The sequence below is a fragment of the Shimia isoporae genome, from assembly GCF_004346865.1.
Lineage (GTDB): Bacteria > Pseudomonadota > Alphaproteobacteria > Rhodobacterales > Rhodobacteraceae > Shimia > Shimia isoporae.
Map to the genome: position 1 here is coordinate 1,071,710 of NZ_SMGR01000001.1, position 25,128 is coordinate 1,096,837.

Consider the following 25,128-nt stretch of genomic DNA (forward strand, 5'->3'; position numbering starts at 1 on the left):
TGCCCCTATAGCTCAGCTGGTAGAGCAACTGATTTGTAATCAGTAGGTCCGCGGTTCGAGTCCGTGTGGGGGCACCACTTTTCAATCTTCGCCAAACACACTCTAGTCCATTTTTTAGTTGGAAGTGCCGTTCTCGATAGAGAGGTCGCAGTTATCTTGCAAAATTCGGCTTACTTTGGAGAGATAAACTACTTTTGCAAAATGAGAAGTGACTGTTCCGTGTTTTCGGTCGGTAAGAATTCGGCCTTCGAAAATATGCGACCCCAAATTTGGTTGGAAAGGCTTGGATGATGGACCCCGCGCGATTGAGACAGCAATCCGAGCTCTTCAGTCTCTTCACAAAGCGGTTCTTTTTTTAGGCGGCTTTCATCAACAGTCAAAAAAACGATACCGCCGGGTCGCAGAACACGACGTAATTCAGCCAGAAACGCGGTCTCTAACGGTTCTAACCGCGAACCATTGGAAAGAGCGGTGATGACATCGAAATAGTTGTCCTCTAGCGGAAGACTAGGAATGTCTTGCACGGCGATGGCGCGTGTGGATGGCGGTAAATGCGTGTTAACAAACCTAACCTGCCGGTGCTGCTCGTCCACGCCCCACAGTTCTGGAACATCGGATTGGAACGCGAAATGGCGCAATATTCGGCCTGAAGAACAACCGATGTCCAAAAGACGCTTGGTCGAGTGGTTCAATGCCTCCAACTGCCGAGAAATGAGGGTGTAGTCCCGAAGTCCGGACAACCAGTACTGTAAGTCGCTGTCCTCGTCGTGCTTTTCTTTGTCTTTTGGGGTTGGAATAGCGGCAGTATCGCGCGAGGACGCTGCTTTAAGATCCAGAGTTTTCAGAATGTTCGGAAGTTTCTGGGGCTCGATGTCTGCGAGGCGTGTTTGGTCCCAAGCCGCCGGTGCCTCAGTTGTTTCAAAAGGCGACGTGTCCTGCCAGCCCAGCGGAGGATTTTCTGCGCGGCCTCGCCGACCCCCGTTGGAAAACTGACGGGGCCTTGGTTCTGAACCTGCCTCGCAGGCGCGATCGGTTGGGTGGGTCAGGTTGGGAAGGTTGCGCAGTAATCCAGATTGTTTGGCCGCAACGATAACCAACCTGCCGCGAGGTGGCGCCTCGGATTTTCCCTCGCTCTGCTTGGGCGTAAGATGTCGCCATCGCACTACACGGATGTCCACGAAGCCCAGCCAAGAGAGAATTCCCTCGATCACCTCTGGACCGCTTGGCAGAGACCCAAAGCCATCAATTCCGGAAAGAGGATGGCTTGATTTTTCAACGACCAGTTCAATGTTTGGGCTTTCCGGTTCTCGGGCGTCGTAGGCGGCGCAAGCGGTCGTCAGAACCAGCACTTCGCGTGTCCGGTCCGCCGCGAACTTCAATCCCTCGACCGGAGTGGCGAGATGCTGAAACAGATTGCCGAACCAAGTTACGTCGTATTCAGCGTCGTGTGTCTCAAGCTCCGACAAAGATGCGTGTTCTAACAAAATGTTCTGAGGAGCATTTGTTTTATGGCGCAAAACCAGACTTGCCTGTTCAATCCAGTTCGACCGGGCATCAAACCCGTAGATCCTTCCGGCACCCCGTTCATGAGCGGCCAATGCCACGCCTCCAGCATTACAGCCGCAATCGAGAAAAGATCGGCCGGCGAGGCCATCAGGAAAGATCTTGTCGATTACTGAGAAAAATAGTTTGGACGGATCGTACTGCAAAATTCCATTGGCCGACGATTTGGCCGATTGGGTTGATATGCCGCCACCCAGTTCGATGGTGTGGTGCCAAGGCGCCAGAGCTTCGATTTCTGAAACGATGTTCCGAGTTGATTTACTCAAGCTTGTTGCCTTTCACTTATGGCGAGACCTGCAAGGGGCGCACCACATCTCTGGCGCCGTGAGTGTGGGTGGTAAGCGCCGCTTGTAGATCCGGATCAGACAGATGCAGGGCCTCAAGATGTCCAATTCTCTTGCCGAGATAGGTTGTCGACAAGGAATTGCCGGTCAGCACCGCTTGTTTCGGGATCGTCAGTGGAGTGAGTTGGGTCAACGACAGAAGCTCCAACGTATTGATCATTGTAAGGCGTTTGGGGCGAGGGTTCGCCAACAAATCGCGCAAGAATAGTGCCCGAGCGTCGCGTGTGTCTTCCGGAGGCTGGCACAGTTTAACGCGAAAATTCTTGGCGTTCAGCTCCGCCAGAACCTCGTCCACGTCCGCTCCAAAACGGCCATCGATGAGGACGACGTCGCATTGTTCAGGCGGCCCCCCAAGCGCCATGAGTGCTCGCAAATCCTCTCGACAGCCGTTCATAACGATCAAGTGCTCGGGCGCGGTTTGAAACTGGAGTTCGGGCCAGCCCGCGACCGGTTGGCGTTTGGCTGCAGATTTTATGAGCCCGTAGACGTCCATGCAATAGGAAGCATAGTCCCAATTGGCTGCGATTTTCTGTTTCGCAGCAGTGCCTTGGTCAACCGTCAAAGCAGGATTTATAAGATAGGTGTCGACGGCTCTTGCTGCAGCGGCCAGATCACCCATGTCAACAATCGTGCCAGCGTCATCACCGATCAATTCGGGAGCACCGCCACCATTGCGAAAAGCAATGACCGGCAAGCCGCATGCCATTGCCTCGTGAATCACGCACGGGAAGGGGTCTGCGCGCGCCGTCAGCAAGAAAAGATCGCCACCAAGGAACACTTGTTCGATATCGGGGGTAGATGGGAGAAAGTGAATGTTTTGCTCAAGCTCCGCAGCAATCACGGCATCCTGAGCGTAGGTAAAACTCTTATCCGGCGCACCGTGCCACACGAAGTGAAGTGGTTTGCCCTGTGGCGCCATTTCCAATGCGAGTGCGGCGATGTCGACGAACATGTCCGACCCTTTGCGAATATCAACCGTCCCAACGTTCAGAACAACGAAGGCGTCCTCGGGTAGATTCAACCGTTCACGCAAAAGGCGGCGACAAGTGGATTTTTCCATCGAGCCGAAATCATCCTGAAGAAGTCCTTGCCCGCGTACCGTCGTCTTTTTCATGTCCAGTTCGGAATAGGTTTCCGCGGCCCGGCTGACGAATTGGGACGGAAACACAACCGTGTGCGAGTAATTTGCAATTTCTTCAAATCTGGCAGGGGGATAGTAGGCAGCAATTTCGTGTATTAGAGAAATGACCGGCACAGACTGCGCGGCCAGTGCACGGCCAATGCGATGGGATTCTGCCGAGTTTACCAATGCGCAAACCGGTGGGTTGCCGCGGAAAATGCCAGTTTTGCCAAACAGCGAGCGGATTTCGTGAATAGCTTGTTCCTCGGTCCCGTCGGGCGCGTGTCGGCTTCGGGACATTACGTGGCAATGGGACAAGGCCTGAAATTCGGGAAGCCGTTCGCCACCTGCATCCAAAATTGTGAAACACTCAAAGGCTCCGGTTTTTGAGATCATGTCCAGAAGACGCAGGATAATAGCGGGTGCGCCCGTCCGACTGGCATCGTGACTGACAAACAGAAGGCGGGGCTTTTCGAACATTCCCGACCTTACGTAGGCATCGAGTGCCGTTTCATCGCGAAAACTTCTATCGATCAGGTGGTTGCGGACATAGTCCGCGGTGAAAAAGGCGCTTGGTTTTCGCTCTTCACTGATGCCGTGTCTGCGGAAATGTTGGTCCATTGGAACTGCGGCAGCAGCAGCATCCGGGTTGGTGCGTTGATAAAAATCTGAGTCGAGCACCTTGGACACGTCGGATTTTTTCAAACCCGTCGCTGCGCTGGTTCTTTGGTCTCTGAGAATGTTCAGGATTGTATTGAGAGTTGCCTGGATCATGGCTGCATCCTGTCGGTGACGGTAATCCGGCTGGTGAGTTCGGGTGTCAGGAGGCAGAGTTCGTCGTAAGTTTCCGGGCTTGAAACAACGATTTTGTCAAACGACGCACCATGTTGGTAAATTGCGTCTAATTCGGCTTGGATACTCTCAACCATCCATATGGCTGCGTCAAATTTCTCCAAATCCTTCCAGGTTTGCGCCGAAGATGGCGTTGCAAACACCAAATGTTCGCATTTTGCATTGCGCAACTCTCTTTCCATTTCGGCGGGAAAAAGGCCTGTTTCTGTTTGGGCGGTGTGAAAGTGTTTGAAATCGGACTTGGCTGCGTCTGCGTCGAGATGAAGACCGAGCCTATCCGGTGAGGATGTGACCAGCAAAAGAGTACGGTCGATCGCAAGGTCTGGAGCGGGTAAATCCAAGTCGCTTGCAACCAGACCCAAGGCCTCTGATATCCGCTTTGAGAGCGCCTCCAGAGATAAACTTTTCAACACGTACTCCGTACCCTTACGACCTTGTTCCGAGCGCGCATCGGGATCGGAAGACAGTTGTTTTAGAGCGGACTTCAGTCGTTTCAGGTCAAAAGCAGGGCAGGAAACTACCGCGTCCGTTGCCACGAGAGGTTCAAAATCAATTGATCCAGCCATCAATAGGATAGGCGTTCCCTGCGACAACGCGTGTTTCAGGTGGATTTGGTCGCACCCGTCGCGCCCGAGCTTTACGTAGAGGTCCGCGACGTTTAGCGCTTCTTCAAAACTTATGTCGTCGACCAAATGAAAGCGATCTGATCCGCCACTCGTTCGCGCATAATGAGCCGCATAGAATTTCGGCGCGTTGCCCCAGAGGTGTCCTTCCCCGTGCCAAACAAACCGAACATTTTTTGGGATATCGCGGTCTTCAAAACAAAGTGCCGCCAAAGCTCCAAACAGGTCTGCGCCGTCTGCCAGAGAGGGTGGGCCGCTGGAAAGTACGACAACGTCTGTGTCCGACCATCCATATTTCGAGCGAAGGTTTTGTGGGGTTAGTGCACGTTTCTTCGTCCGTGCAAGACGCAGGTGAAAACCGGAGTGAAGTTTGTGTGAGGCGACCGCACCGTTGACCTCTATTTTTGCGGCTTCTGTGTCATTCTCAAAGAGCACCTTGTCCGCCCATTGTTCCAACCGCATCTGCACGTCTTGTTCCAAAGCGTACCCCTGCGATCCAAAGGCAAGTTTGGGACAGCGCATTTGTCCGAATGCCTCTAGAAGCCGGGTTTGGTCAGAACAGTCAAAAAAGGCTGCAACGGGTGTGTTTACCCCAAGCGTTCGAACCAATTTTTCGGCAGATTCCCTTATGGTTGCTTCGCTTAGTTTGCTCAGCGGTTGGGCGCCCAAATGCCAGACGTGGGCAACGTCAAAAAAGGACTGAGATAGTTGCGTCTGTGTTGGTCCGACAACAATCCACTCAACCTCGCTGGCGCCGTTCTGCGCCTTTAGAAAGTCCAACCACGCACGCGTTGGTTCGGTGTCTTCCAGGGTCTCGAGAACAATCATCACGCGTGGCCTAAGGTGCCAGTTGTTTGAGAAGTATTGGTCGATTGGATCCTGAATACCTTCACCCGAGCGGATTAATTGAGATTTTACATAAGGCAATGAAATCAGACCGTTGGGGCGACTGCCTGACGGGTAGCCGAACCGCAAATAATGCATGAGTAAAGCCGCAGGGGTGTCCAATTCTTGCGGAACTTGCCGCGCATAGAAATCAGGCGAAAAATCCGGAAACAACGAAAGCGGAATACTGCTCTTATCTTTGATCCATTGGTCTGGAAAAGAGTCGGACTTGGCTGAGGCTCGCCGATGCATACGAAATGCTTCGCTCGGTATCATTTTGTGGGGAGACGGCACGTTTACATCCTGAGACGCCTGTTTCGAAATCGGATCACCAATCCGCGGCGCAGCCCAAACGAAAGGTGAGGACGGGAGCCGATTTTCGGCCGGCGTGTCTAAGAAATGCAGGAGTGTATCGTGCGGTGGTTTGTGGCCATGTCTTATGAATTGCTGCTCGTAGTATTCCGGATCAAACTGAGGATGAGGTGACGTGGTCTTTGCCGAAGTGAGATAGTGATAAAGCGCGTACTGGACGTCCAAACCATCCGGAAGTTGTGAACGGTAGAAGCTTTCGTCGAACATGGGATGAGGAGATTGCACATTTCCGGATTGCCAATAGTGCTCGATAGCACTTTTGACCGACAGACCCTCAAGCCCGTCGCTGGACAAGCCAAGCCCTAGAAAGGGATGTGCCAATCTTGGAGGTGCATCGTTTTGTAGTAACTCTTCCAGAAGCGAAGCTGCGTCGGGGCCCTCCAGGTGAACGGCGAGCCTTTCACGATGCAAAAATGGGCTGAAGTGAGCAATTGAGGCACCGAAATGCACATTTGCATGCTCAATCGCTTCAACAGGTGTCACGTTTCGTAGTCGAGCTTGGGACGCATAGAAATCGTGATCAAACAGCGGGTTGATCAGGCGGCCCTCCGCCGCACCATGTGTAAGAAAATGGACGGTCGGATTGAGTGAGGGCTCGGAAGTCCCCGAAATTTGCCGACGGTAAAATGCTAGATCGAAAAATGCATTCGGTGGAAGAGCTGACGTTCGTTCCGCCAAAATTTGTTCGACAACCTCTTCATCCGACACAGCTTCGGAAATATTCTGCGAGGTACGCACGAACCGTAAGTCAAAGAACCCTGGGAAAGTATCAAATAGGTGGTGACGTTTCATCGGCTTTGCAGTTCGGCCTCTGCCGGATTGTGAGTCGCTTGCTTGCGGTGCCAGGCGGTGGCGGTCTCGACAATTTCATTGAGGCTGGAGTGTAGCGGTTCGAACCCCAAAACCCTTTGAGCCTTGCTGGCGTCCGCGACAAGGCTTGCCGGATCGCCTGGTCGCCTTGCGCGAAGGTGGTGCGGAACTGGTTTGTCGAGGTGAACTTTGACCGTTTCGATAATCTGTTTGACAGAGTATCCCTCACCTACGCCCAGATTGAATTGGTCCGTCTGTCCACCATCCAGAAGGTATTTACACGCGGCAACATGTGCACGTGCCAAATCTGTAACATGGATATAGTCACGTACGGCCGTGCCGTCAGGCGTCGAATAGTCTGTTCCAAAAACATAAAAATCGTCGATTTCCCCCAGTCCAGATAGAATTGCTCGGGGGATCAGATGGGTTTCTTCACGATGCGATTCCCCGATTTCTCCGTCTGGATCGGCACCTGCAGCGTTGAAGTATCTCAGGGCCACGGAGCGAAGACCATATGCAGCGGAAAAATCCTGAAGCATGTGTTCCGTCATCAATTTTGTTCGACCGTAAGGGTTAATCGGGTTCTGGGGCGTAGTCTCGGAAATGCGGTCTGCCGCTGGGTCGCCATAGGTGGCGCAGGAGGAGGAGAAGATGAGGGGAATGTTTCCAGCCCGATGCATGGTCTGTATGATATTAAGCGAACCGCGAACGTTGTTTTCATAGTATTGCGACGGGTTCCGTACGGACTCCCCTACATACGCACAGGCGGCAAAGTGAACTGCCGCAGAAGGCCTAACCTTGGCGACGGCCTTATCAAGTTCATCCTGATTTCGAATGTCTCCGACTATCAAATCGCCCCACTTTACGTGGTCTTTGTGACCTTCGCTCAAGTTATCGAAAGTCACAGGTGTGAAGCCGTTTTCGCTTAGGTTTTTGCAAGTGTGGCTGCCGATATATCCAGCGCCTCCGAATACCAACACGCGCGACATTTCAGGCCCGGATTTTCAGCAATTGTGCTTCAGGTTGCGCTGACATCGTCTCGATCGTTCTCTGAAGGCCTTCCCGCATAGTGACTTGTGGTTCCCAGCCCAAAACGGCTTTGGCTTTCGTAATGTCGGGTTTGCGTTGTCTGGGATCGTCTTGCGGAAGCGGTTTGAAAGTCAACTTGCTGCCGGAATTGGTCATTTCCACAATCAACTGCGCTAGTTCGGCGATTGTGATTTCTTCGGGGTTGCCGAGGTTGACCGGACCATTGACCGAAGTCGCATTCATCATGCGTACCAATCCTTCGATCAAATCGGAGAAATAGCAGAACGAACGGGTCTGTGATCCATCGCCGAATACCGTCAAATCCTCGCCGCGCAATGCCCGATACACAAAGCTTGTGACCACTCGGCCATCTTCAGGATGCATACGCGGGCCAAACGTGTTGAAAATTCGGACAACGCGCGTCTCGAGACCGTATTGGCGGGCAAAGTCGTACGCCAAAGTTTCCGCAATGCGCTTGCCTTCATCATAGCAGGCGCGCGGACCTGTCTGATTGACATTGCCAGCATAGGTTTCCGGTTGCGGGTGTACTTTAGGATCGCCGTAAGTCTCTGATGTTGATGCGAGTAGGAAGCGGGCGTTGCTGCGACGGGCCAGTTCGAGTGCGTTCAGAGTGCCGAGAAAATTGATCCGCGCGGTAGCGATGGGATCCTTTTGGTACATCGGCGGAGAGGCCGGCGAAGCCAAGTGATAAACAAGATCAAATTCCCCTGACATAGGCTGTTCTACATCATGTTTCAAAAGCGTGAAGTTTGGATTTTCTTTGGCTTGAGCTAGATTTTTTGGAAAGCCGGTGAGGTAATTGTCGATGCCTGTAACCGCGTGACCTTCTGACAAGAGGCGGTCGCACAAATGCGAGCCCAGAAACCCAGCAGCCCCCGTAACACAAACCTTCATAGCTTCCCCCCAAAATGCCTTGTTCCGAAATAATTCGGGCAACCCGCCGCCAAACCAGAACTTTATCCGGCTGCTGAGTCAACAAAAAGAAGACAAACAGGTATCGGGAGCTTGATTTTTGCAAGCGCGTAAGTCTGGATAATCCAACAACTTTCGGACCAAGGAGAATTTAGTGTGCAGAACAAGGTGATCTTGGTGCACATACCGAAGACGGCAGGGTCCTCTTTGCGATCAGCTTTGGCTTTCGCACTGGGTAATCTGCCTAAGCTGGACGCTGGTATCATTGGCGTCGACCGTGGCGTGGAAGGGCTACCATATTTCGAGGGCCTTGCAGAAGCTGCGCGGGCCAGTCTCCCCCGGCTTTTTGCGGATGGCTTGCAGATAATGTCTGGGCATTTTCGTTATCGGGACATTGTGCCTGTCCTTGCCGGAAGGCAGAGCGAAGTGTCACTTGTTACCTTTCTGAGGGACCCCGTTAAGCGCACTGTGTCCGACTATCTATACTCGTGTTCAGAAAAGCATCCGGGGCATTTGGCCTTCCAGGCGGAGTACCCGACGTTGGGCGACTATGTAAAAAGCCCAGGGCAAATGAATAAGCAGTTCGACTACTTGCGGCCACGTGAGGGCGCATCTGTTGAAGAGACCGCAGAGGCCGCCTTGAAAGCATTTGATTTCATTGGGATGACCGAACGGTTTGACGACGATTTGAAAACGCTCTTGCCTCAGCTATCTCTGGGGCCTGTGCCGCCGACACGGGAGAATGTCGCGGGCAACACGGCGCAATCTCAACAAGTAATGACCCAATATGGCGAATTGCTTCGAGAAGCTTTGGCGCCGGAAATGGCAATGTATTCAGCTATTTCCGAACGGCTTGAGCAGACTCGAACTTGATCGAACCAAAGGGACACAATTGTCGAAACTAATTGTAAACATTCACATCCCAAAAACCGCGGGTTCGAGTTTTCGAAGAACGATGCAACGAGCGCTTGCTAAGGACAACCTGGCGGCGCCAATCATCGGCGTAGACAATCACGCAGGCCATAAAAGCGGCTACCATCGTCAGATGACGGCCGAATTTGAAGAGGCGCTAAACAACGCGCCGACTGGCTCAACTTGTATGATCAGTGGTCACTACCGGTATCGCGACATCCGCGAATGCCTAAAGCGCAGCGATCGAAAGGTGCATTTGGTGACGTCTCTTCGCGATCCGGTGAAGCGATTTATTTCCGACTATCTTTATTGCACGTCCGACAGGCATACGGATCAGAAAGGGTTTCTGGAGCGCTTTCCCGATTTTGAGACCTATTTGAACACGCCACTACAATATAACAAACAGCTACAATATTTGCAGCCGTATGAAGGCGCGAGCTTCCTAGAGACAATTGAGGCCATCAAACGAGATTTCTATGGAGTGATGTTGGTCGAGCGGTTTGATGACGATAGCGAACAACTCTTGCGGCGTTTGGGTCTTTCAGTTCCGCAAGTAGAAAGGGTTAACACGGCCAAGAAGCCTACGGTCGCTGCAGAGCTTTTCAACAAATACGGGGACCAAATAAGGGAAAAATCAGCAGAAGAGATCGCGCTCTACGAAGCGTTTGCAGATCCTTCTATGGCTGACTATTTTTCGCAGTTTGATCAGGAAAGACCCGCGGTGTTTTCTCCGGAGAAGCGGAAATCGTTGGAACAGGAGATTGAAAGCTTGGGTCCCTGGCATCATCGGATAGATATGGGAGATGGTTTGTTTACTGCTCCGGACGTGGTTTGGAATGAAACGCGCGAGAAAGTGTCGGTGGTCATCCCGTCGCAAAAATTTAGGCAAGGCCTGAAGGGGCTGTTTCCGTACGGGTTGGATGGGCGCAGTTTTTTGGACTGTGGTTGCAATGCAGGAGGGTATTGCTTTGCAGCAAAAGACGCTGGGGCCGCCCGGACTTTCGGGTTTGATGTGCGTGAGCATTGGATTGATCAGGCGCGTTTTGTGGCTCAAAACCGTAGCGGAAATTCGGAGGGCATGAGGTTTGAGGTCGCGGATTTATTGAACTTGAAAGCGATGCCGGAAGACTTTGATGTGACATGGTTTTCAGGCCTTTTCTATCACTTGCCCGACCCAGTGGCTGGATTGAAAATAGCAGCGGACAAGACACGCGACATACTGTTCATAACAACCGCGACAAGGCCTCTGGCATCCGGCGCGGACGAAGGGACATCGCTCACAATGAAATTTGAGTCGACTGAAGCCTTGATGTCGGGGGTCCATAGGTTGTCGTGGCTGCCCGATGGTCCAAAGTCTATGAAAAAGATATTGAACTGGCTTGGATTTCCCGAAACTCGCGTTTTGTTTTGGTACAAACGCACGTCTGACCAAAAACGTCATGGGCTTGGACGGATGGCGATTGTTGCCGCGCGCGAGAAAGGACGTTTGAGGGGCTACAAAGAAGGCGATATTGTCGACGTTGTTTAGCTGCCCAAACTATTTACTCTGTCCGAAAATGGCTTGAAACCATTTCAGCGGCAGATACCGACCCAAGACGAAAAGCCAGGCGAAAGGTGCCGGGAAAGACGTTGAAAACCGATTGGACTTCATCGCCTTCAGCGTGTTTTGGGCAGCATCGTCCGCGCTCATGATTTGCGGCATGTCGAATTCATTCTTGTCCGTCAACCGCGTGCGAATAAACCCGGGATTGATCATCTGAACTTTGATGTTGGTGCGGCGTAAATCTGCCCGCAAGTTTTCCGCAAGATGCATGGCGGCGGCCTTTGATGCACCATATCCGATCGCATTGGGAAGTCCGCGGTGACCTGCCAGGGAGCCGATCAAAACAATGTGGCCAGCGTTACGTTTTGCCATTGCGGGGACAACTTGGCCGAGAACCCGAAGTGCTCCCATAAAATTCACGTCAGCCATACGTTCCGCGCCTTCTGGCTTCCAATCAGCAGCAGCCATCGGATCGTATGCACCAGCGCAGTATATAACACCGTCCAGCGGCCCGATCTCCTTGGAGGCACGGGCAACAGCTTCGCTGTCCGTAACATCGAGAGGCAGTGCCGACGCTGAAGTCAGGCTATGTGCAAGGTTTCTGAGCTCATCCGGAGAACGCGCGGACAAAACCAATTTTGCCCCTTCGGCGTCAAGCGCTTTGGCAAGCGCACGCCCAAGCCCGTGGGAAGCGCCCACGAGCCAGTATGTTTTGTCCCGAAACATCATTCCGCCGCCAAGTTGTCCGTCTGGCTGGTATTTTTTGTCGCTGGGCGCATGGTTGCAACGAGTTCAGCGACTTTGATGCCGAATTTGCGCATCTGACTACGGTTGATGATCACGCCATCGCCAGTGTGATACATCCAATCTGTGACATCCAGAATGTGACCACCGGCTTCTTCTGTGAGGCGGATGCTATAGGTCATTCGTACTGTGTTTCCCCGTTGTACACCCTCGGCGGTTCCGATGATATCGTCAGCGGTCGCTGTGAATTGCCCATTTTCACCCAGTTTGAGGTGCCATTTGCGCAATTGTGTGTTGCCAGTCGAATACGTGAAGTCTTCTGCCAACGTTCCTGTGTCCCCGTTCCAGTCACCCTGCATGTGGGCGACGAAAGTGCTGCCTACGCGGCCAAGAGGCCCATAGATGACGCCTTCGCAAAGGATGGGGCCGTTCAGGTGTTCCGTGAGAACGAACTCCGGTCCCTGTTCAGAATAAAAGTCGGGGTTTTGCGCCCGAAAGCCAATCCATCGCCCGGCGATTGCGAGCAGAACCAGGAAAACGGCAATGGGAATAATCCAGCTCATCAGCATTGAAAGTCTCATTTTGGTCCTTGGTGGGTGGCCGGTTAGGCCGGATTGGGTTCAGGCGTGGGCCAATTCGACTTGCACGACATCGGCGCGCCCCGCGGCGAAAGCTGCGGAACCCGCGCCGAGGTGATAGCGCCAGCCGCGCAGGAACGTGTCGTCAAACCCCATGCGGTTCAAGCGCGGGGTCTTGGCCTCTAATCGAGTCTGCCAATCCGAACAGGTTCGGGCATATGACAAACCAAATGCGAAGTCATCGACCATTCGGAGGCCAGCAAGACCTGCTTGACGACTTATCTCACGTCGGGAGAGGGCGGCTCCGCCTGGCACCATGGCCTGCCTAAAGAAATCGGAACTACGGAGGTACCGGGATAGGTTGTCATCCGGCACCACGATAGATTGCAACATGATGCGGCCACCTTCTGCGAGGCGGTTTTTCAAGGACGCAAAGAACGCGGGCCATTCGCGCGGTCCAAGTCGCTCAAGCGCTTCGATGGAGACGATATTGTCGAATTGACCTTGCGTGGAGCGATGGTCTCCGCGCATGACCTCTGCACGCCCATCAAGGCGTGCGTCGGTATATCCCTTTTGCCCGGGAGACTGTGTCAGTGCGGTCACTTCGTGTCCATGTTCCGCCGCCATTTCGGTGAAGCCGCCCCAAGCACACCCGACTTCGAGCAGACGATCGCCGTCCGACAAGCGTCCCAGAATGCGATCGTTTTTGTTGGTTTGGGCTCCAGCCAAATCAGAAATGTCGTCCGAATAGAGCGCCGCCGAATAGCTCATGCCATCGTCCAGCCAAAGCTGAAAGAATTCGTTGCCAATGCTTTGCCCTTTAGCGCCCTTCAGCAGACCAGAAGGACGTAGCAATCTGTCTGCAACGGAGTACTTGAGGCTGTGAAAAAAGCCGGCGTGCGCATAGCTGTGGAAGTGGTGCAAATTGCGTAGCCCAACTTCTGCGACGTCCTTGATCGACGGGCTGTCCCAAAGGCCCTTTACGTAGGCTTGCCCAAGTCCGATATCTCCGCGCGTCGCGGCTGCGGTGACGACCGACCAATCGTTTATTTGCATTTCTCCCTGTAACGCGCCCGACCCGAAATCATGGACGTGCCCCTCCGGAGTGCGAATGCGTAGGGCACCGTGAGTGATGGATTCGCAGGTTGCCAGAAAATCGCGCTTTACGCGGTTGGTGACATAAAACATCAGGAGATTTCCTCGGTCGGTGGTACGGGTCGTTGGCGCCAGATTGCGCCTTTAAGTTTCAGTTTAGCCGCCTGCCAGTGGATCAGTATTACGGTGCGTATTGTGCCAAGCGGGCGGCGTATGGCTGAGGCCACGATGGACCTGTTCGTGAGTGGCTGTCGCGGTCCTGAAAGAGTGGCGATCACCCCCTCAGGCCCATGTTCGTAAAAGATACGGACCGCAATGCGGTCCGGTTTTATCGAAAACGAAAAAGTGTAATCGCCGGCGACGTCCTGAAACGGAGACACATGTAGGCGTTTGGTTGCTTGGGTCGTATCCTTTGGGCCCATCGGCGCGAAGTCCGGCAGGTGGGTTAAGTAGGAGTGCCTGTCCTTAAACGGCGTGCTGACTTCGGAAATCACCGCAATCAGGTTGTCGTCGCGCATCGCGAGCCAGAAACTGACCGGGTTGAAAACATGCCCCAGAAAGCCTGGTTGAGTAAGAAACCGCAACTCGTAGCTGTCTGCATCAAGACCCCGAGCGGAAAAGGCGTCGCGCGCCCACTCCGCTCCGCGGCCATCGCCAAGCGGGCCTCCAACTGAAACGTCTGTGACGCTCATGAGCCCCGTCCCATTGCGCGAAAATAGTCTCGGGCCAGCCGCGCTGTCAGGATCAATCAGGACAAAGTCGACGCCGTATCTGAACGCGTTTGTGATAGCGCCCCTTCGGGCATGAGTGGTCGTTCCCCGGATGTGGTCGGGCCAGATGTTTGAACTCATGCGGACACCAATTCCAGTTTCCGCGCCACGCGCACAGCGCTTGCAAAGCCGTCTTCGTGGAAGCCATGGCGGGTGTACGCGCCTGCGAACCACGTATTCTGAGCACCTTGAAGTGATTTGAGCGCCTCCTGAGCTTGCAAAGCTCCAGCGTTGAATACCGGGTGGCGGAATGTGTTGTCGTCGTAAATCAGCTCATCCGGAATTGGATCCGTCGGATTGAGAGTGATGAACAGAGGATCGTTCTGGGGAATGTTTTGCAAACGGTTCATCCAATAGGACACACCTATTGCAGGTTCCGGTTTTGTCGTGTCCGCCTTGTACACCCAACTTGACCAAACGGCGCGGCGTTTCGGCATTTGACGCGGATCGCGGTGCAACACGACGCGGTTGTCTTGGTACTGAAATGGCTCAAGTGCCTGACGTTCCGCCGGGCTGGGGTCCGTGAGCATTTTGAGTGCAACGTCTGGGTGACAAGCGAAAATCACTTGGTCAAACCGCTCCGGTTCCGCGCGCTTTGTGCGTATTGTTGCGCCATTAAGATCGCGGGAAACACCAACAACGGGGGTTGCGGTACGAACGGCAACGCCTATGCCTCGCAAATACGCTTCGAGCCGCCTGACGTATTCTATTGAACCGCCATCCACGGTCCACCATTGATGCTGCTCGCGACCGGACAAAAGAGAGTGGTTCCGGAAGAACCGCACCACGGCTTGTGCCGGGAAATCGCGAATTCGGTCGGTGGGCGTAGACCAGATCGCTCCGCAAAGCGGTGTTAGGTAATATCTTTGGAACCACTCGCCTGTGTTGAGTTCGTCCATCAGATCTCCGAGTGGGGTCAGATCGTCCTTTGCCAGACTTTCAGCACGGGCGTTGAACTTTAGAATGTCGCGTATCATGCGCTGGAAGCCAGGTCGCAAAATGTTGCGCGGTTGTGCAAAGAGAGCGTGCAAGGATTGTACAGAGTACTCGATGCGGCCCCGATCTACGGTCGCGCCGAAAGTCATGTCGGATTTTGCCACCGGAACGTCGAGGTCTGCAAACATCCGCGTCAGGTGAGGGTAATTTGCATAGTTAAAGACAATGAACCCTGTGTCGACAGGCTGGTCTCCGTTTTTGCCCGCCAAAACTGTGCGCGCATGGCCGCCAAGCCGCGGTGCGGCCTCAAAGACTGTTACGGAATGTTGCGGCGCCAGAAGATAGGCTGCCGCAAGGCCGGAAATGCCGCCACCAACGACGGCAATGCGTTGAGGGCGCATTGGGGGTGCATCAAAAGACATGAGTTCTCCGCTGGTCAGTTCTTTGAATTTACGGGGTATTGTAGCGGACGGATCAAAAAATAGGGCCCGTAGTGATCCGAGTTTTGCCATCTCGCGTAAACTCGGTATGCTGACACTGACAGAACATAAAGAACGCGTTGAAACACCGGCAAAAAATCCGGCTGCCACACACGCGCGTCACACCAGGGACAGACGGCACGTGTCGACAAAGGCGCCGAAAGAATACACGGAGCAGACGCAATGGATGCTGTCTGTGCGAGATGCGCGCGACAAAACGGCCTTTGCTTCTTTGTTCGACCATTATGCACCGCGGATCAAAGGTCTTTTGATGCGCAAAGGGTGCGGCCACGGACAAGCAGACGAAATCGTTCAGGACGTGATGCTCACGATTTGGCGTAAGGCTGCCATGTTCGATCCAGAACGAGCTCAGGTGTCGGCTTGGATTTACCAGATTGCGCGTAATCGCCATATCGACGTGATCCGAAAAGAGAACCGTCCCATACCTGAAGAATTGGGTGAAGCCCCTGATGCTGAGCCCGATGCGACGCAGATATTGGGCATGGAACAAGAAACTCTGCATCTGCGCGAAGCTTTGTCGAGGCTCAAGCCCGCACAACGCGAGATGATCGAGGCCGCCTACTTGGGCGAGATGTCTCACAGGGAGTTGAGCGAAAAGACAGGCTTGCCGCTTGGCACGATCAAGAGCCGTATCCGTCTTGGTCTGGACAAGTTGCGCCACGAGCTAAAAGGAATGCGTCAGGAATGACCGCGATCACCCATCATATCCCCGAACCACTGCTTGCGGCTTATGCAGCCGGCACGTTGCCGAAACCTTTCGCGCTGGTGATTGCAGCGCATGTGTCGATGTGTGACACGTGCCGTGCTGCATTGTCCGCCCATGAACACATGGGGGGCGCAGTATTGGAAGAGATGACTGCAGCACCGGTGGAAGCCGAGGTCAAAGAGGCCTTAATGGCAATGCTGGACCTTGCAGAACCGATTGATGAGACACCATTGGCCAAACGTTCCGGCGTGTATCCGGGACCCGTCATGGAAGCGCTGAAGGGCCGTCCTCCACGTTGGAAAAAACTTGGAATGGGCGTAAAGCAATGCATCCTTGATGCTGGAGACGCCGGGTCCGTTCGGCTACTCTACATTCCGCCTGGTCAGGCCGTGCCCGATCATACGCATGGTGGTCTGGAGCTTACTTTGGTCCTGCAAGGCAGCTTTAGCGACGAAACCGGCAGTTTTGGCGTAGGCGATTTGGAAGTGGCAAACGAAGACTTGGAACACACACCGGTGGCAGATGATGGACCTGCGTGCATTTGCCTTGCGGCGACAGACGCTCCGTTGAAGTTCAACGCGTTTGTACCTCGCCTGCTTCAGCCGATCTTCCGGATCTGATTACTCACGAGAATGGAAAAGTTTAATTCGAGGGCGGGCATTGTTTCCGCCTTCGTTTCTAATTGTGCGGCGTTTTATCCAGTCAAAGCTGTGGGTTACGCAGCGTTCTTGGGCAAGGCAGCGGGAGATAACGGTAACGTTAACTTTTGATTGTTTTCAGATCGGAAACAAAAAACTTAAGATTCCCTTAACGGTATCTGAAATGTCGCGCTACACTTTCAAATAAGGCTGCTTGAGACAGTCCGAGCACTTGGCAGGTTTCCCCACTGATTTCGCGGGGGCGCAAATGTTGATGGCACTACTTCTGGCTTCAGCGGCCGGACTCTTGGCACTAACCATTGATACTTCGGACGATGGGGACACCTCGGATGGTGCGTCCCCTGCAGGCGGTGACAACACCGCAGAAGATGGTACTTCAGGTGCCGACTCCGTTGCGTCAAATGAAACTGTCGAAAGCTTTGCAACTGAAGGCGACGACGGAGGTGAGGCGGAAACAGAAGCTTCGGACACCGAGACGTCAAACGCAGTGACTGAGGATGGCGCCGTACGTTCCGTTGCTGCGTTACCCGGCGAAAACATTGTCGGCACCGACGATGCAGATTCACTTACCGGCACTCTGCGAGAGGACACAATCTCGGGTGGCGAAGGGGATGATCGCATCGAAGGGATGGCCGGAGCCGATCTTCTTTATGGCGACGAAGGTATGGATACACTCCTCGGAGGATACGGCGTTGATGTGGTCAGTGGCGGTGCCGGGGATGATCTCGTCAAAGGTGGGCTAGGAAATGATTTTCTGTTCGGTGACGGTGACAATGACACTTTGATTGGTAGCGGAGGGGACGACGTCCTTTCTGGTGGCAGCGGGTTTGACCGACTCGAAGGGGGCGCGGGGGATGATGTCATCACGGCGCTTGATGTTGGTGGAAATCCTGGCGAAGCCGACCTCGTATTCGGCGAAGCTGGAAACGATCGCCTGCTTGGCGATGACGGAGATACTCTTTCCGGAGGTGCCGGCGTAGACAGATTTGAGATTGTTGTTGGCGGTGAAGGGCAAGACCCTGTGGTCATAACTGACCTCAGCCTGTTCCATGAAGAGGGCGCGGAATTGCGCACCGACCTTGTGACGTTCCTGAACGCAGATGGGGAATTAATTACGCGCGCCGGACTGATCGAGGCGGATGCTCGCATAGAAGACACCGAGGAAGGCAACGCCAACATTATTTTCAATGACGAAGTTATTGCGATCATAGAAGGTTTCACTCGTGACGATCTCTTGGCCGACACAAACTGGCTTGGTAACTTGTCTCCAGGATTGACCGGCCGCTTTGACGGTGACGATCTTCTTGTTGGCGACCCGGATGGCGTTGCGACTGATGACTTCCTGGAAGGCGCGCTTGGCGACGACACCCTGATTGGCGGCAACGGGGCGGACCATTTGGACGGTCAACAAGGTAACGACCTATTGGTGTCCATCGACAGCGTTGATGACGCCTCTGTTGCTCCTGACTCCGTTGGCGGCGGCGATGGCGATGACACAATCCGTGCCGACGACGGCGACTTGGTTGTCGGGCAAGAAGGCACAGATTTGTTTGAGATCGTTGTGCCAGACTCAGGCGACGATGTGCCTGTGCAAGTCTTTGATTTCGAAACGTATACCGACACAGGGAATATCGAGATCATCACTCTACTGCATGCAGACGGAACGCCGTTGACCGCGGAGGAAGTGACCGGCAACGTTGTGATCTACCAGAGTGAAGAAGGCGGCGAAGCCTTGGTCGAGTACAATGGCAGTGTCGTCGCTATTTTGCATGGCGTGGACTCGCATCTTTTGCAGGATCAGACCTTGTGGCTGGGCAATTTGGAACCTGACCCGGACTCGGAAGGTTTCCAGTCTACGATGCAGCAAGGGCCGACAATTTCCATGACGTTGGAAACAGCAACGCGCACCGGCAACATGGTGAGCGAAGCAATGTTCGGTGCGAATGCGATCTATAGCGTGAACACTGAACTCGGGGTGCCGCTGGACAACTATGTTGCGGCTGTTGACGCATTGGATGTGATGCACGTGCGTTTCCCAGCTGGGCAGGCTGACCCGGAAACGCCGGAAGAAGAGGGCACCCGCTGGCTCAACGTCATGGAGCTTGAGGAAAATGAGAACGGCGAGATGGTTCTTCGGCCTGAAGTTGTGGCTGCATTGGATGCCGTCATTGCCGCTCACGAAAACGGTGCAGATGTTCGCTTGACCCTCAGTACACCGACCAAAGTCTTCACCGTTGAAGAATACGAAGCGATGTATGACGACATGGCGCGTTTTGCCGAACTGGTTGTTACCGAGTACGGAGAGGCTGTTGAGGCATTCGAAATCGGTAACGAATACTGGATTCAGGGTGAGACGGCCTATGGTCAGAAGGCCGACATAGCCGCTCGTGCATTCGCAGAAGGTATGGAGCGGGCAGGCCTTTCTCAGGACGAGCAACCGTCGATTATTGTGCAGATGGCAACACCGAACAATGGATCGGAGTTCCACACGTCCGTGGACGATCGTCCGTTTGGCGCCCGTCGCGACGATGCCAACCAGCAGATCATTGATCAGCTTTCCGATGAAGCGCGCGACGAAATCGATGGCCTTGTTGAGCACTATTACTACAACAAGCACTATGATGAGTTCACCGGGGATGGGAACGAACGTGGTTTCATCGACAGCGACTATGAAATCTGGGAGCAGAACTTCGACAAGGAGCTCGATCTACACATTACCGAATGGAATATTCGGACCACGAACTACCCGCAAAACGGTATGCGGGCAGCGGGCATCATTGCCGAGCAATTCGAGTACATGATTGAAATGGGCGCGGATGCTGCCCATGCTTGGCCACCGGTTCACAACACGTCCACGCATCATGCGGGCACCCGAACAGACATGCCAATCACTGATGAAGAAGGGCGCGTTCTAAATTCTGTGCGTGGTGCCATCTTTGATGTGATGTCGACCGAACTCGTCGGCACCGAACTGATCGATGCTGCTTTCAGCAACGAAGATGGACGGGTGGAGATCCAGACATACGCAAATGAAGAAAAAGTTGTTTTCCAGGTTGTGTCCCGCAACGACGAGGTCCTCAACCTCGATCTTGATTTCTCAACCTTGATGCCTGGATTTGATGAGGCTTATGCAGTGCGGATCGGCTATGACAGTTCGCCAAATAGTTCTGATGGCGTGTTCCGTAATGGCGACGGAGACATCGAAGAGGCCGAGTTCACAATCGTTGACGGCGAGCCGTATTACTTCAACGAATTTGACACTCTGGCGACGATCACGGACATGGAAATCTCCGATGATGAAGTGTTGCTGGAACTCAAACCATACGAGGTCGTCCAGATCACATATTTGTTCGGTGAAAACGACTTGCCGCCCGGGGAGGCGCCAGAACCGCCGCCAGGTGGAACGATCACGGGCACCAATCAGGCTGACCTCATCATTGGCACCAATGGCAACGACTCGGTCGACGCTCTGGATGGCAACGATACTGTGGAAGGCGGTGACGGCAGCGATACGCTTTATGGCAATGAAGGTAACGATAGCCTCGAAGGCGGAACGGGCGACGACTACGTTCGCGGCAATGAAGGGGATGATGCGATCTACGGGTTTGGCGGTGCCGACGACATGAAAGGCGGCGACGGCAATGACTCGATTTCCGGCAATCAGGGCAACGACACGCTGTCTGGAAGCAAAGGCAACGACCTGCTGCGCGGAGGAGATGGCAATGACACGATCAACGGTGGCGTCGGCACGGATACGGTGGTTGGCGGAGAAGGTCGTGACACGCTGACCGGATGGTCCGGCACCGACATCTTCCGCTTTGCCGGTGAAGACATGGCCGCAGGTGATCTGATAACCGACTTTGAAGTGGGTTTCGACGTGATCGAATTGGACTATGGCGACATCAATTCACTGAATGACTTGTCGATTAGTGACATCGATGGTGGCGTTGTTGTCCATGTTGGACCGCATGGCAGCCTTTATCTTGCAGGAAGTATGTCCGCGGCTGAAGTGCGGGATGCGGCGAATTTTGTGTTTCTCTAGCAGGCTTTAAGCCCGGTTTTGCACCTGGGAAGATGGGGGGCTATGGTGCGCTGGATTGATCCTGTGAGGAGCCCGGCCAATGCCGTCATTGTTGTTCGACCCACTTCCCATTTTCGTAATTCCTGTCAAAGGCCATGACAGCGGGTTACCTGTCCGCCGTATTTTTTGCGTTGGTCGCAACTACGCCGCCCACGCCGCCGAAATGGGTGGAGAGGTCGATCGTGAAGCGCCGTGGTACTTCACGAAGTCTGTTGCGCATGCTGTTCTGAGCGGTGCCGAGGTGCCGTATCCAAGCGGTACGGAAAACTATCATCACGAGATGGAGCTGGCTTTTGCAATCGGTTTGGAGGTTTCCAATGCTGACGAAGCTGAAGCCGCTGGGGCGATCTTTGCTTTTGGTTGTGCCCTGGACATGACGCGGCGGGACCGGCAACAAGACGGAAAGGACAACCGTCGTCCGTGGAGCTTGGGTAAAGACGTCGAAAATTCTGCGGTTTTTGCGCGGATGACGCCGGTGGAAGACTTTGGTGCATTGGGTAACCAGCGGATTTCCTTAGAGGTTGACGGCAAAATTCGTCAGGATGCCTCGCTCGCCGAAATGGTGTGGTCGCCGATTGAACTGGTGATGCATTTGTCACGTTTTTACACGCTTCACCCTGGGGATGTCGTGATGACCGGCACACCGGCGGGCGTGGGGCCGGTTTCGGCTGGGCAGACCGTTACGGGTTTCATCGATGGGCTTGATCCCATCTCCCTGTCTCTGACCAAATAGCCTCCGTATAGATCAGGACTGAATGATCGTTCATTTTCCGCTTGCCTCCCCATAGAGAGCCGTGCAGTTTGGGCCGGACCGACGCGAAAGGGAGCGCTAGGCAATGGGGATCAGGTTCTTTTCAGACAAATCACGGCCTGTGCATATGGGCCCGTATCCGCTTGAGCGGTTGGAGCGTGGGTCAATGCCTTCGCTGGGTGCAGTTCCTTGCGACGGCACATTGAGTTTCAGCAGGCCGGAGAGTCCCGAAAGTATCGTCAATGCGATGGGCGAGTTTCAGGCAATGATGGATGCGCTCAGAGATGGGCTTGTAAATCAGGTGCGTTCTGCGGTGCCAATAGACCTCCAGGAACGGTCCAACCATCTGAAAGCGTTTGGATACTTTAGTGATACGTCCATGGTCGGTATTGGGCCTGTACCGACTGAGGCCGTTTTGCAAACGCCCCGTCGCAATCCGGAGATCGACAGGTTGGCGCACGCGCTGAAAACGCGTCAGACCAAAACTCTCGCCTCCGGAATTGACCTGATAATGGCCGATCTCAAAGACAGCATGGAAGCCCCGCCGAGCAGCATCGAGGGGCAGGGAACGGCGATCGTTTTCTTGGTGGAGCACATGCGCGATCCGGAAAGGGGGGAACCTGGCAGCGATTGGATCATGGATGCACAGGACCACAGGGCCTGTTTGCGAGCCACTGAGACAGCCGTGGTGATTGCCAATTACATTCGCCTGTTGGGGTGGAATGCCAAGGCCCATACAGCGACGTCCACCGATGTTGACTTGGGGCGGCTGGGCGTCGCGGCGGGATTGCTCAGCCCTGAAGGTGAAGACTTGGTGGCACCCTGGCTGGGTACGCGTTACGGCCTTGCAGTTGTGACCACTGATATGGAGCTGGCCCATGACTTGCCATTGGCCCCGATGGCGAAACAGCCTTGGTTCCGGACCCAAGGGCCGGCGTGGTGGCTTGGCAAGGGGTTTGCCAAATCCAGCCTCAATCAGGATCCGTTTCGCAACCGGGACTACGTGAAAGGGGCACATCCATTTGAGAGGTTGAAGCGAGTCAAAGAACCTACGACCTACATCGACGAAGCGCGTGTGGCGCGGGTGCCAAAACGGGCGGATATGTTTGCGCGGGCGCAATTCGGGGACATGGGCAAGCCACTTCAGGACGCGGCCAAAGGGGGGTACTATGTTCGTAAGGCCGCGCCGAGCATGGCCCAAAGGCGTGCGCTTGGTGCGTTTGTCCTACTGCAGGACGGTGAAAGCGCAGACGTTGAAAAGCCCACAGATGCGGAGCGTAACGCAGCAAATCTCAAAGCAGCCAGCTACTTTCTTGGTGTAGATGCCGTAGGTCTGAGCCGGTGTCCGGAGTGGGCGTGGTATAGCCACGACGCCACCGGCGAACCGATCAATCCGACACACGATCAGGCCATTAGCATGATCATCGATCAGGGCTATGAAACAATGGAGGGTGCAAGCGGTGACGATTGGATCAGTGTGGCTCAGTCCATGCGCGCTTACCTGCGGTTTTCGTTGCTTGGCGGCGTGATCGCACAACAGATCCGTAACCTCGGGTACAACGCCAAAGCCCATACCGTTATGGACGGTGAAGTCTTGCAGCCACCGCTGTTGTTGCTGTCGGGGCTCGGAGAAGTGAGCCGCATCGGGGAGGTCATTTTGAATCCCTATCTGGGGCCGCGTCTGAAGTCTGGTGCGATTACCACAGATATGCCGATGGACCATGATCAACCCATTGATTTTGGGCTGCAAAACTTCTGTGAGAGTTGCAACAAATGCGCTCGAGAATGCCCGTCCGGAGCCATTACGGCCGGCCCGAAACGGATGTTTAATGGCTACGAAATTTGGAAATCGGACAGCCAGAAATGCGCTACATATCGGGTGACCACACCTGGTGGCGCGATGTGCGGTCGATGTATGAAAACCTGTCCTTGGAATCTCGAAGGGTTGTTTGCGGAAGCACCTTTCCGCTGGGCCGCCAGCAACTTCCCGAGCCTAGCCAAACCTTTGGCGAAGCTAGACGACGCCGTCGGCAACGGCGGGTTGAACGATGTGAAGAAGTGGTGGTGGGACCTCGAACTTGAGGAGGACGGCGCGTACCGCCCGACCAAGCAACCTTTGAATCGAAGAGATCTGCAAGTTGATCTGGACTTGAAATACGAGGATCAAACACTGGCAGTCTATCCAGCGCAGTTGGCGCCACATCCGTGGCCCTATCCTTTTCCGATGGACCGGGAAGCCGGTATTTCCGCATATGAATCAATGGTTTCTGCGGAGGAATATAAGTCGCGCATCTCGGCGGGCGATATGTCAGTTGTGCATGAATACTCTGTTCCTTCTTCGGAGGATGCCCCGGTTGTGCGTGTTGAAATCAGCGCGGTTGAAGCGATGACGGCAGACGTGACGAAATATGAGTTCCGGACGCTGGATGGTTCGGCGTTGCCCGAATGGACCGCTGGTGCGCATCTTGACGTGCTTGTTGCTCCCGAATTTTTGCGTCAATACAGCATGTCCGGAAATCCTAACGATCGTGATACCTATCAGATCGGTGTGTTGCGTGAAGATGAAGGTAGGGGCGGAAGTGCCTTACTTCACAGGATTTTTTCTGAAGGCCGAAAGGTGTTTGTGTCCAAACCAATAAACCACTTCGAGCTCGAAGAAAGTGCGACCCGGACCTTTCTGATGGGCGGCGGCATTGGCATAACGCCCATGATCGCCTTTGCGCACCGGTTGCATGAACTGGGGCGGGACTTCTCGCTACACTATTCAGCTAGTCGCGAGGATGGTGCCGGATACATCAATGATCTCAAAGGGATGCCGTGGGCGGATAAAGTCGAGTTCCACTTTTCGGACAAGGGCACGCGGGCGGATCTGGACGCGATACTAGCAGGGTATCAGGACGGGTGGCACGTCTATACATGTGGACCCGATCGGTACATGGACGGGGTCATGGCTGCAGCTGAGCGGCAAGGCTTTCCGGACGACGCGCGCCACCTAGAGTATTTCTCTGTGCCGGAACAGCCGGAATATGAAAACTTCGAATTTAGATTGAAGTTGAAAGATGGTCGGGAACTAATTGTTCCTGAAGATAAAATCGCGACCGATGTTTTGCTGGAAAACGGCGTTCATGTGGACGTGAAGTGCAGTGACGGGATCTGCGGGGTTTGCAAGTGTGGACTGGTTTCCGGCGAGGTGGAGCATCGCGATTTCGTGCTGTCCAACAAGCAACGAGAGACTTCGGTCATCCTTTGCCAGAGCCGCGCAAAGGATGCCGGTGGCGTGGTCGAAATCGATCTGTGAGTCCTGTCTGCAAAACGTCGGTAT

The 25,128-nt window shown here is 54.2% G+C and carries 17 protein-coding genes and 1 tRNA gene; 8 read left to right on the plus strand and 10 right to left on the minus strand.

Going from position 1 to position 25,128, the window contains the following annotated elements; translation table 11 throughout:
- Window position 1 precedes the first annotated feature (1 nt).
- Window positions 2-77: transfer RNA gene (locus BXY66_RS05325), tRNA-Thr, on the plus strand.
- Window positions 78-188: 111 nt separating this feature from the next.
- On the opposite strand, the gene BXY66_RS05330 is transcribed toward BXY66_RS05325, so the two are convergent.
- The 5 genes from BXY66_RS05330 to BXY66_RS05350 are packed head-to-tail and all read right to left on the minus strand — an operon-like array spanning window position 189 to window position 8,513.
- Window positions 189-1,829 (minus strand): methyltransferase domain-containing protein, encoded by a 1,641-nt coding sequence (locus tag BXY66_RS05330; RefSeq protein WP_132859124.1) that lies wholly within the window; start codon window positions 1,827-1,829, stop codon window positions 189-191.
- A 16-nt stretch (window positions 1,830-1,845) separates the two neighbouring features.
- On the minus strand, window positions 1,846-3,801 hold the full coding sequence (locus BXY66_RS05335; protein WP_132859125.1) for a glycosyltransferase family 4 protein: 1,956 nt from the start codon (window positions 3,799-3,801) through the stop codon (window positions 1,846-1,848).
- Window positions 3,798-6,551, minus strand: coding sequence for a hypothetical protein (locus BXY66_RS05340; RefSeq protein WP_132859126.1), 2,754 nt, complete (start codon window positions 6,549-6,551; stop codon window positions 3,798-3,800). Before BXY66_RS05340 ends, BXY66_RS05335 begins: the two co-directional genes overlap by 4 nt.
- On the minus strand, window positions 6,548-7,558 hold the full coding sequence (gene galE, locus BXY66_RS05345; RefSeq protein ID WP_132859127.1) for a UDP-glucose 4-epimerase GalE: 1,011 nt from the start codon (window positions 7,556-7,558) through the stop codon (window positions 6,548-6,550). The genes BXY66_RS05340 and galE overlap by 4 nt, the downstream gene beginning before the upstream one ends.
- Window position 7,559: 1 nt before the next feature.
- Window positions 7,560-8,513: a UDP-glucuronic acid decarboxylase family protein gene (locus BXY66_RS05350; protein WP_132859128.1), complete on the minus strand. Its 954-nt coding sequence runs from the start codon at window positions 8,511-8,513 to the stop codon at window positions 7,560-7,562.
- A gap of 174 nt (window positions 8,514-8,687) precedes the next feature.
- On the opposite strand from BXY66_RS05350, the gene BXY66_RS05355 reads away from it, so the two are divergent.
- Complete coding sequence (locus BXY66_RS05355) at window positions 8,688-9,404, plus strand: sulfotransferase family 2 domain-containing protein (RefSeq protein ID WP_165929108.1); 717 nt, start codon at window positions 8,688-8,690, stop codon at window positions 9,402-9,404.
- Entirely contained in the window at window positions 9,319-10,971 is a 1,653-nt protein-coding gene (locus BXY66_RS05360; protein WP_132859130.1) for a methyltransferase domain-containing protein, read from the plus strand. The genes BXY66_RS05355 and BXY66_RS05360 overlap by 86 nt, the downstream gene beginning before the upstream one ends.
- 9 nt (window positions 10,972-10,980) lie before the next feature.
- Here the strand turns inward: BXY66_RS05360 and BXY66_RS05365 are convergent, their stop codons facing one another.
- The 5 genes from BXY66_RS05365 to BXY66_RS05385 are packed head-to-tail and all read right to left on the minus strand — an operon-like array spanning window position 10,981 to window position 15,531.
- A complete protein-coding gene (locus BXY66_RS05365) occupies window positions 10,981-11,715 on the minus strand; it encodes an SDR family NAD(P)-dependent oxidoreductase (RefSeq protein WP_243694296.1) in 735 nt (244 codons plus the stop codon).
- The gene (locus BXY66_RS05370) at window positions 11,712-12,311 is read right to left on the minus strand and encodes a DUF3833 family protein (RefSeq protein ID WP_243694297.1); all 600 of its coding nucleotides are present in this window, start codon (window positions 12,309-12,311) and stop codon (window positions 11,712-11,714) included. The genes BXY66_RS05365 and BXY66_RS05370 overlap by 4 nt, the downstream gene beginning before the upstream one ends.
- Window positions 12,312-12,350: 39 nt before the next feature.
- Window positions 12,351-13,496 carry a class I SAM-dependent methyltransferase gene (locus BXY66_RS05375; RefSeq protein ID WP_132859132.1) on the minus strand — a complete coding sequence of 382 codons (1,146 nt, stop codon included), beginning with the start codon at window positions 13,494-13,496 and terminating at the stop codon, window positions 12,351-12,353.
- Window positions 13,496-14,254 (minus strand): DUF1365 domain-containing protein, encoded by a 759-nt coding sequence (locus tag BXY66_RS05380; protein ID WP_132859133.1) that lies wholly within the window; start codon window positions 14,252-14,254, stop codon window positions 13,496-13,498. The genes BXY66_RS05375 and BXY66_RS05380 overlap by 1 nt, the downstream gene beginning before the upstream one ends.
- Window positions 14,251-15,531, minus strand: coding sequence for an NAD(P)/FAD-dependent oxidoreductase (locus BXY66_RS05385; protein ID WP_132859134.1), 1,281 nt, complete (start codon window positions 15,529-15,531; stop codon window positions 14,251-14,253). Before BXY66_RS05385 ends, BXY66_RS05380 begins: the two co-directional genes overlap by 4 nt.
- A gap of 199 nt (window positions 15,532-15,730) precedes the next feature.
- Here BXY66_RS05385 and BXY66_RS05390 point away from each other — a divergent pair, with 199 nt between their 5' ends.
- From BXY66_RS05390 to BXY66_RS05410, 5 genes are all read left to right on the plus strand, one after another.
- Window positions 15,731-16,297 (plus strand): sigma-70 family RNA polymerase sigma factor, encoded by a 567-nt coding sequence (locus BXY66_RS05390; RefSeq protein ID WP_425057059.1) that lies wholly within the window; start codon window positions 15,731-15,733, stop codon window positions 16,295-16,297.
- Window positions 16,294-16,935, plus strand: coding sequence for a ChrR family anti-sigma-E factor (locus BXY66_RS05395; RefSeq protein ID WP_132859135.1), 642 nt, complete (start codon window positions 16,294-16,296; stop codon window positions 16,933-16,935). Before BXY66_RS05390 ends, BXY66_RS05395 begins: the two co-directional genes overlap by 4 nt.
- Before the next feature lie 286 nt (window positions 16,936-17,221).
- Entirely contained in the window at window positions 17,222-21,016 is a 3,795-nt protein-coding gene (locus tag BXY66_RS05400; protein WP_132859136.1) for a calcium-binding protein, read from the plus strand.
- 79 nt (window positions 21,017-21,095) lie between these two features.
- Entirely contained in the window at window positions 21,096-21,788 is a 693-nt protein-coding gene (locus BXY66_RS05405; protein ID WP_132859137.1) for a fumarylacetoacetate hydrolase family protein, read from the plus strand.
- A 103-nt stretch (window positions 21,789-21,891) separates the two neighbouring features.
- Window positions 21,892-25,104 (plus strand): reductive dehalogenase, encoded by a 3,213-nt coding sequence (locus BXY66_RS05410; protein WP_132859138.1) that lies wholly within the window; start codon window positions 21,892-21,894, stop codon window positions 25,102-25,104.
- Window positions 25,105-25,128: the final 24 nt, after the last annotated feature.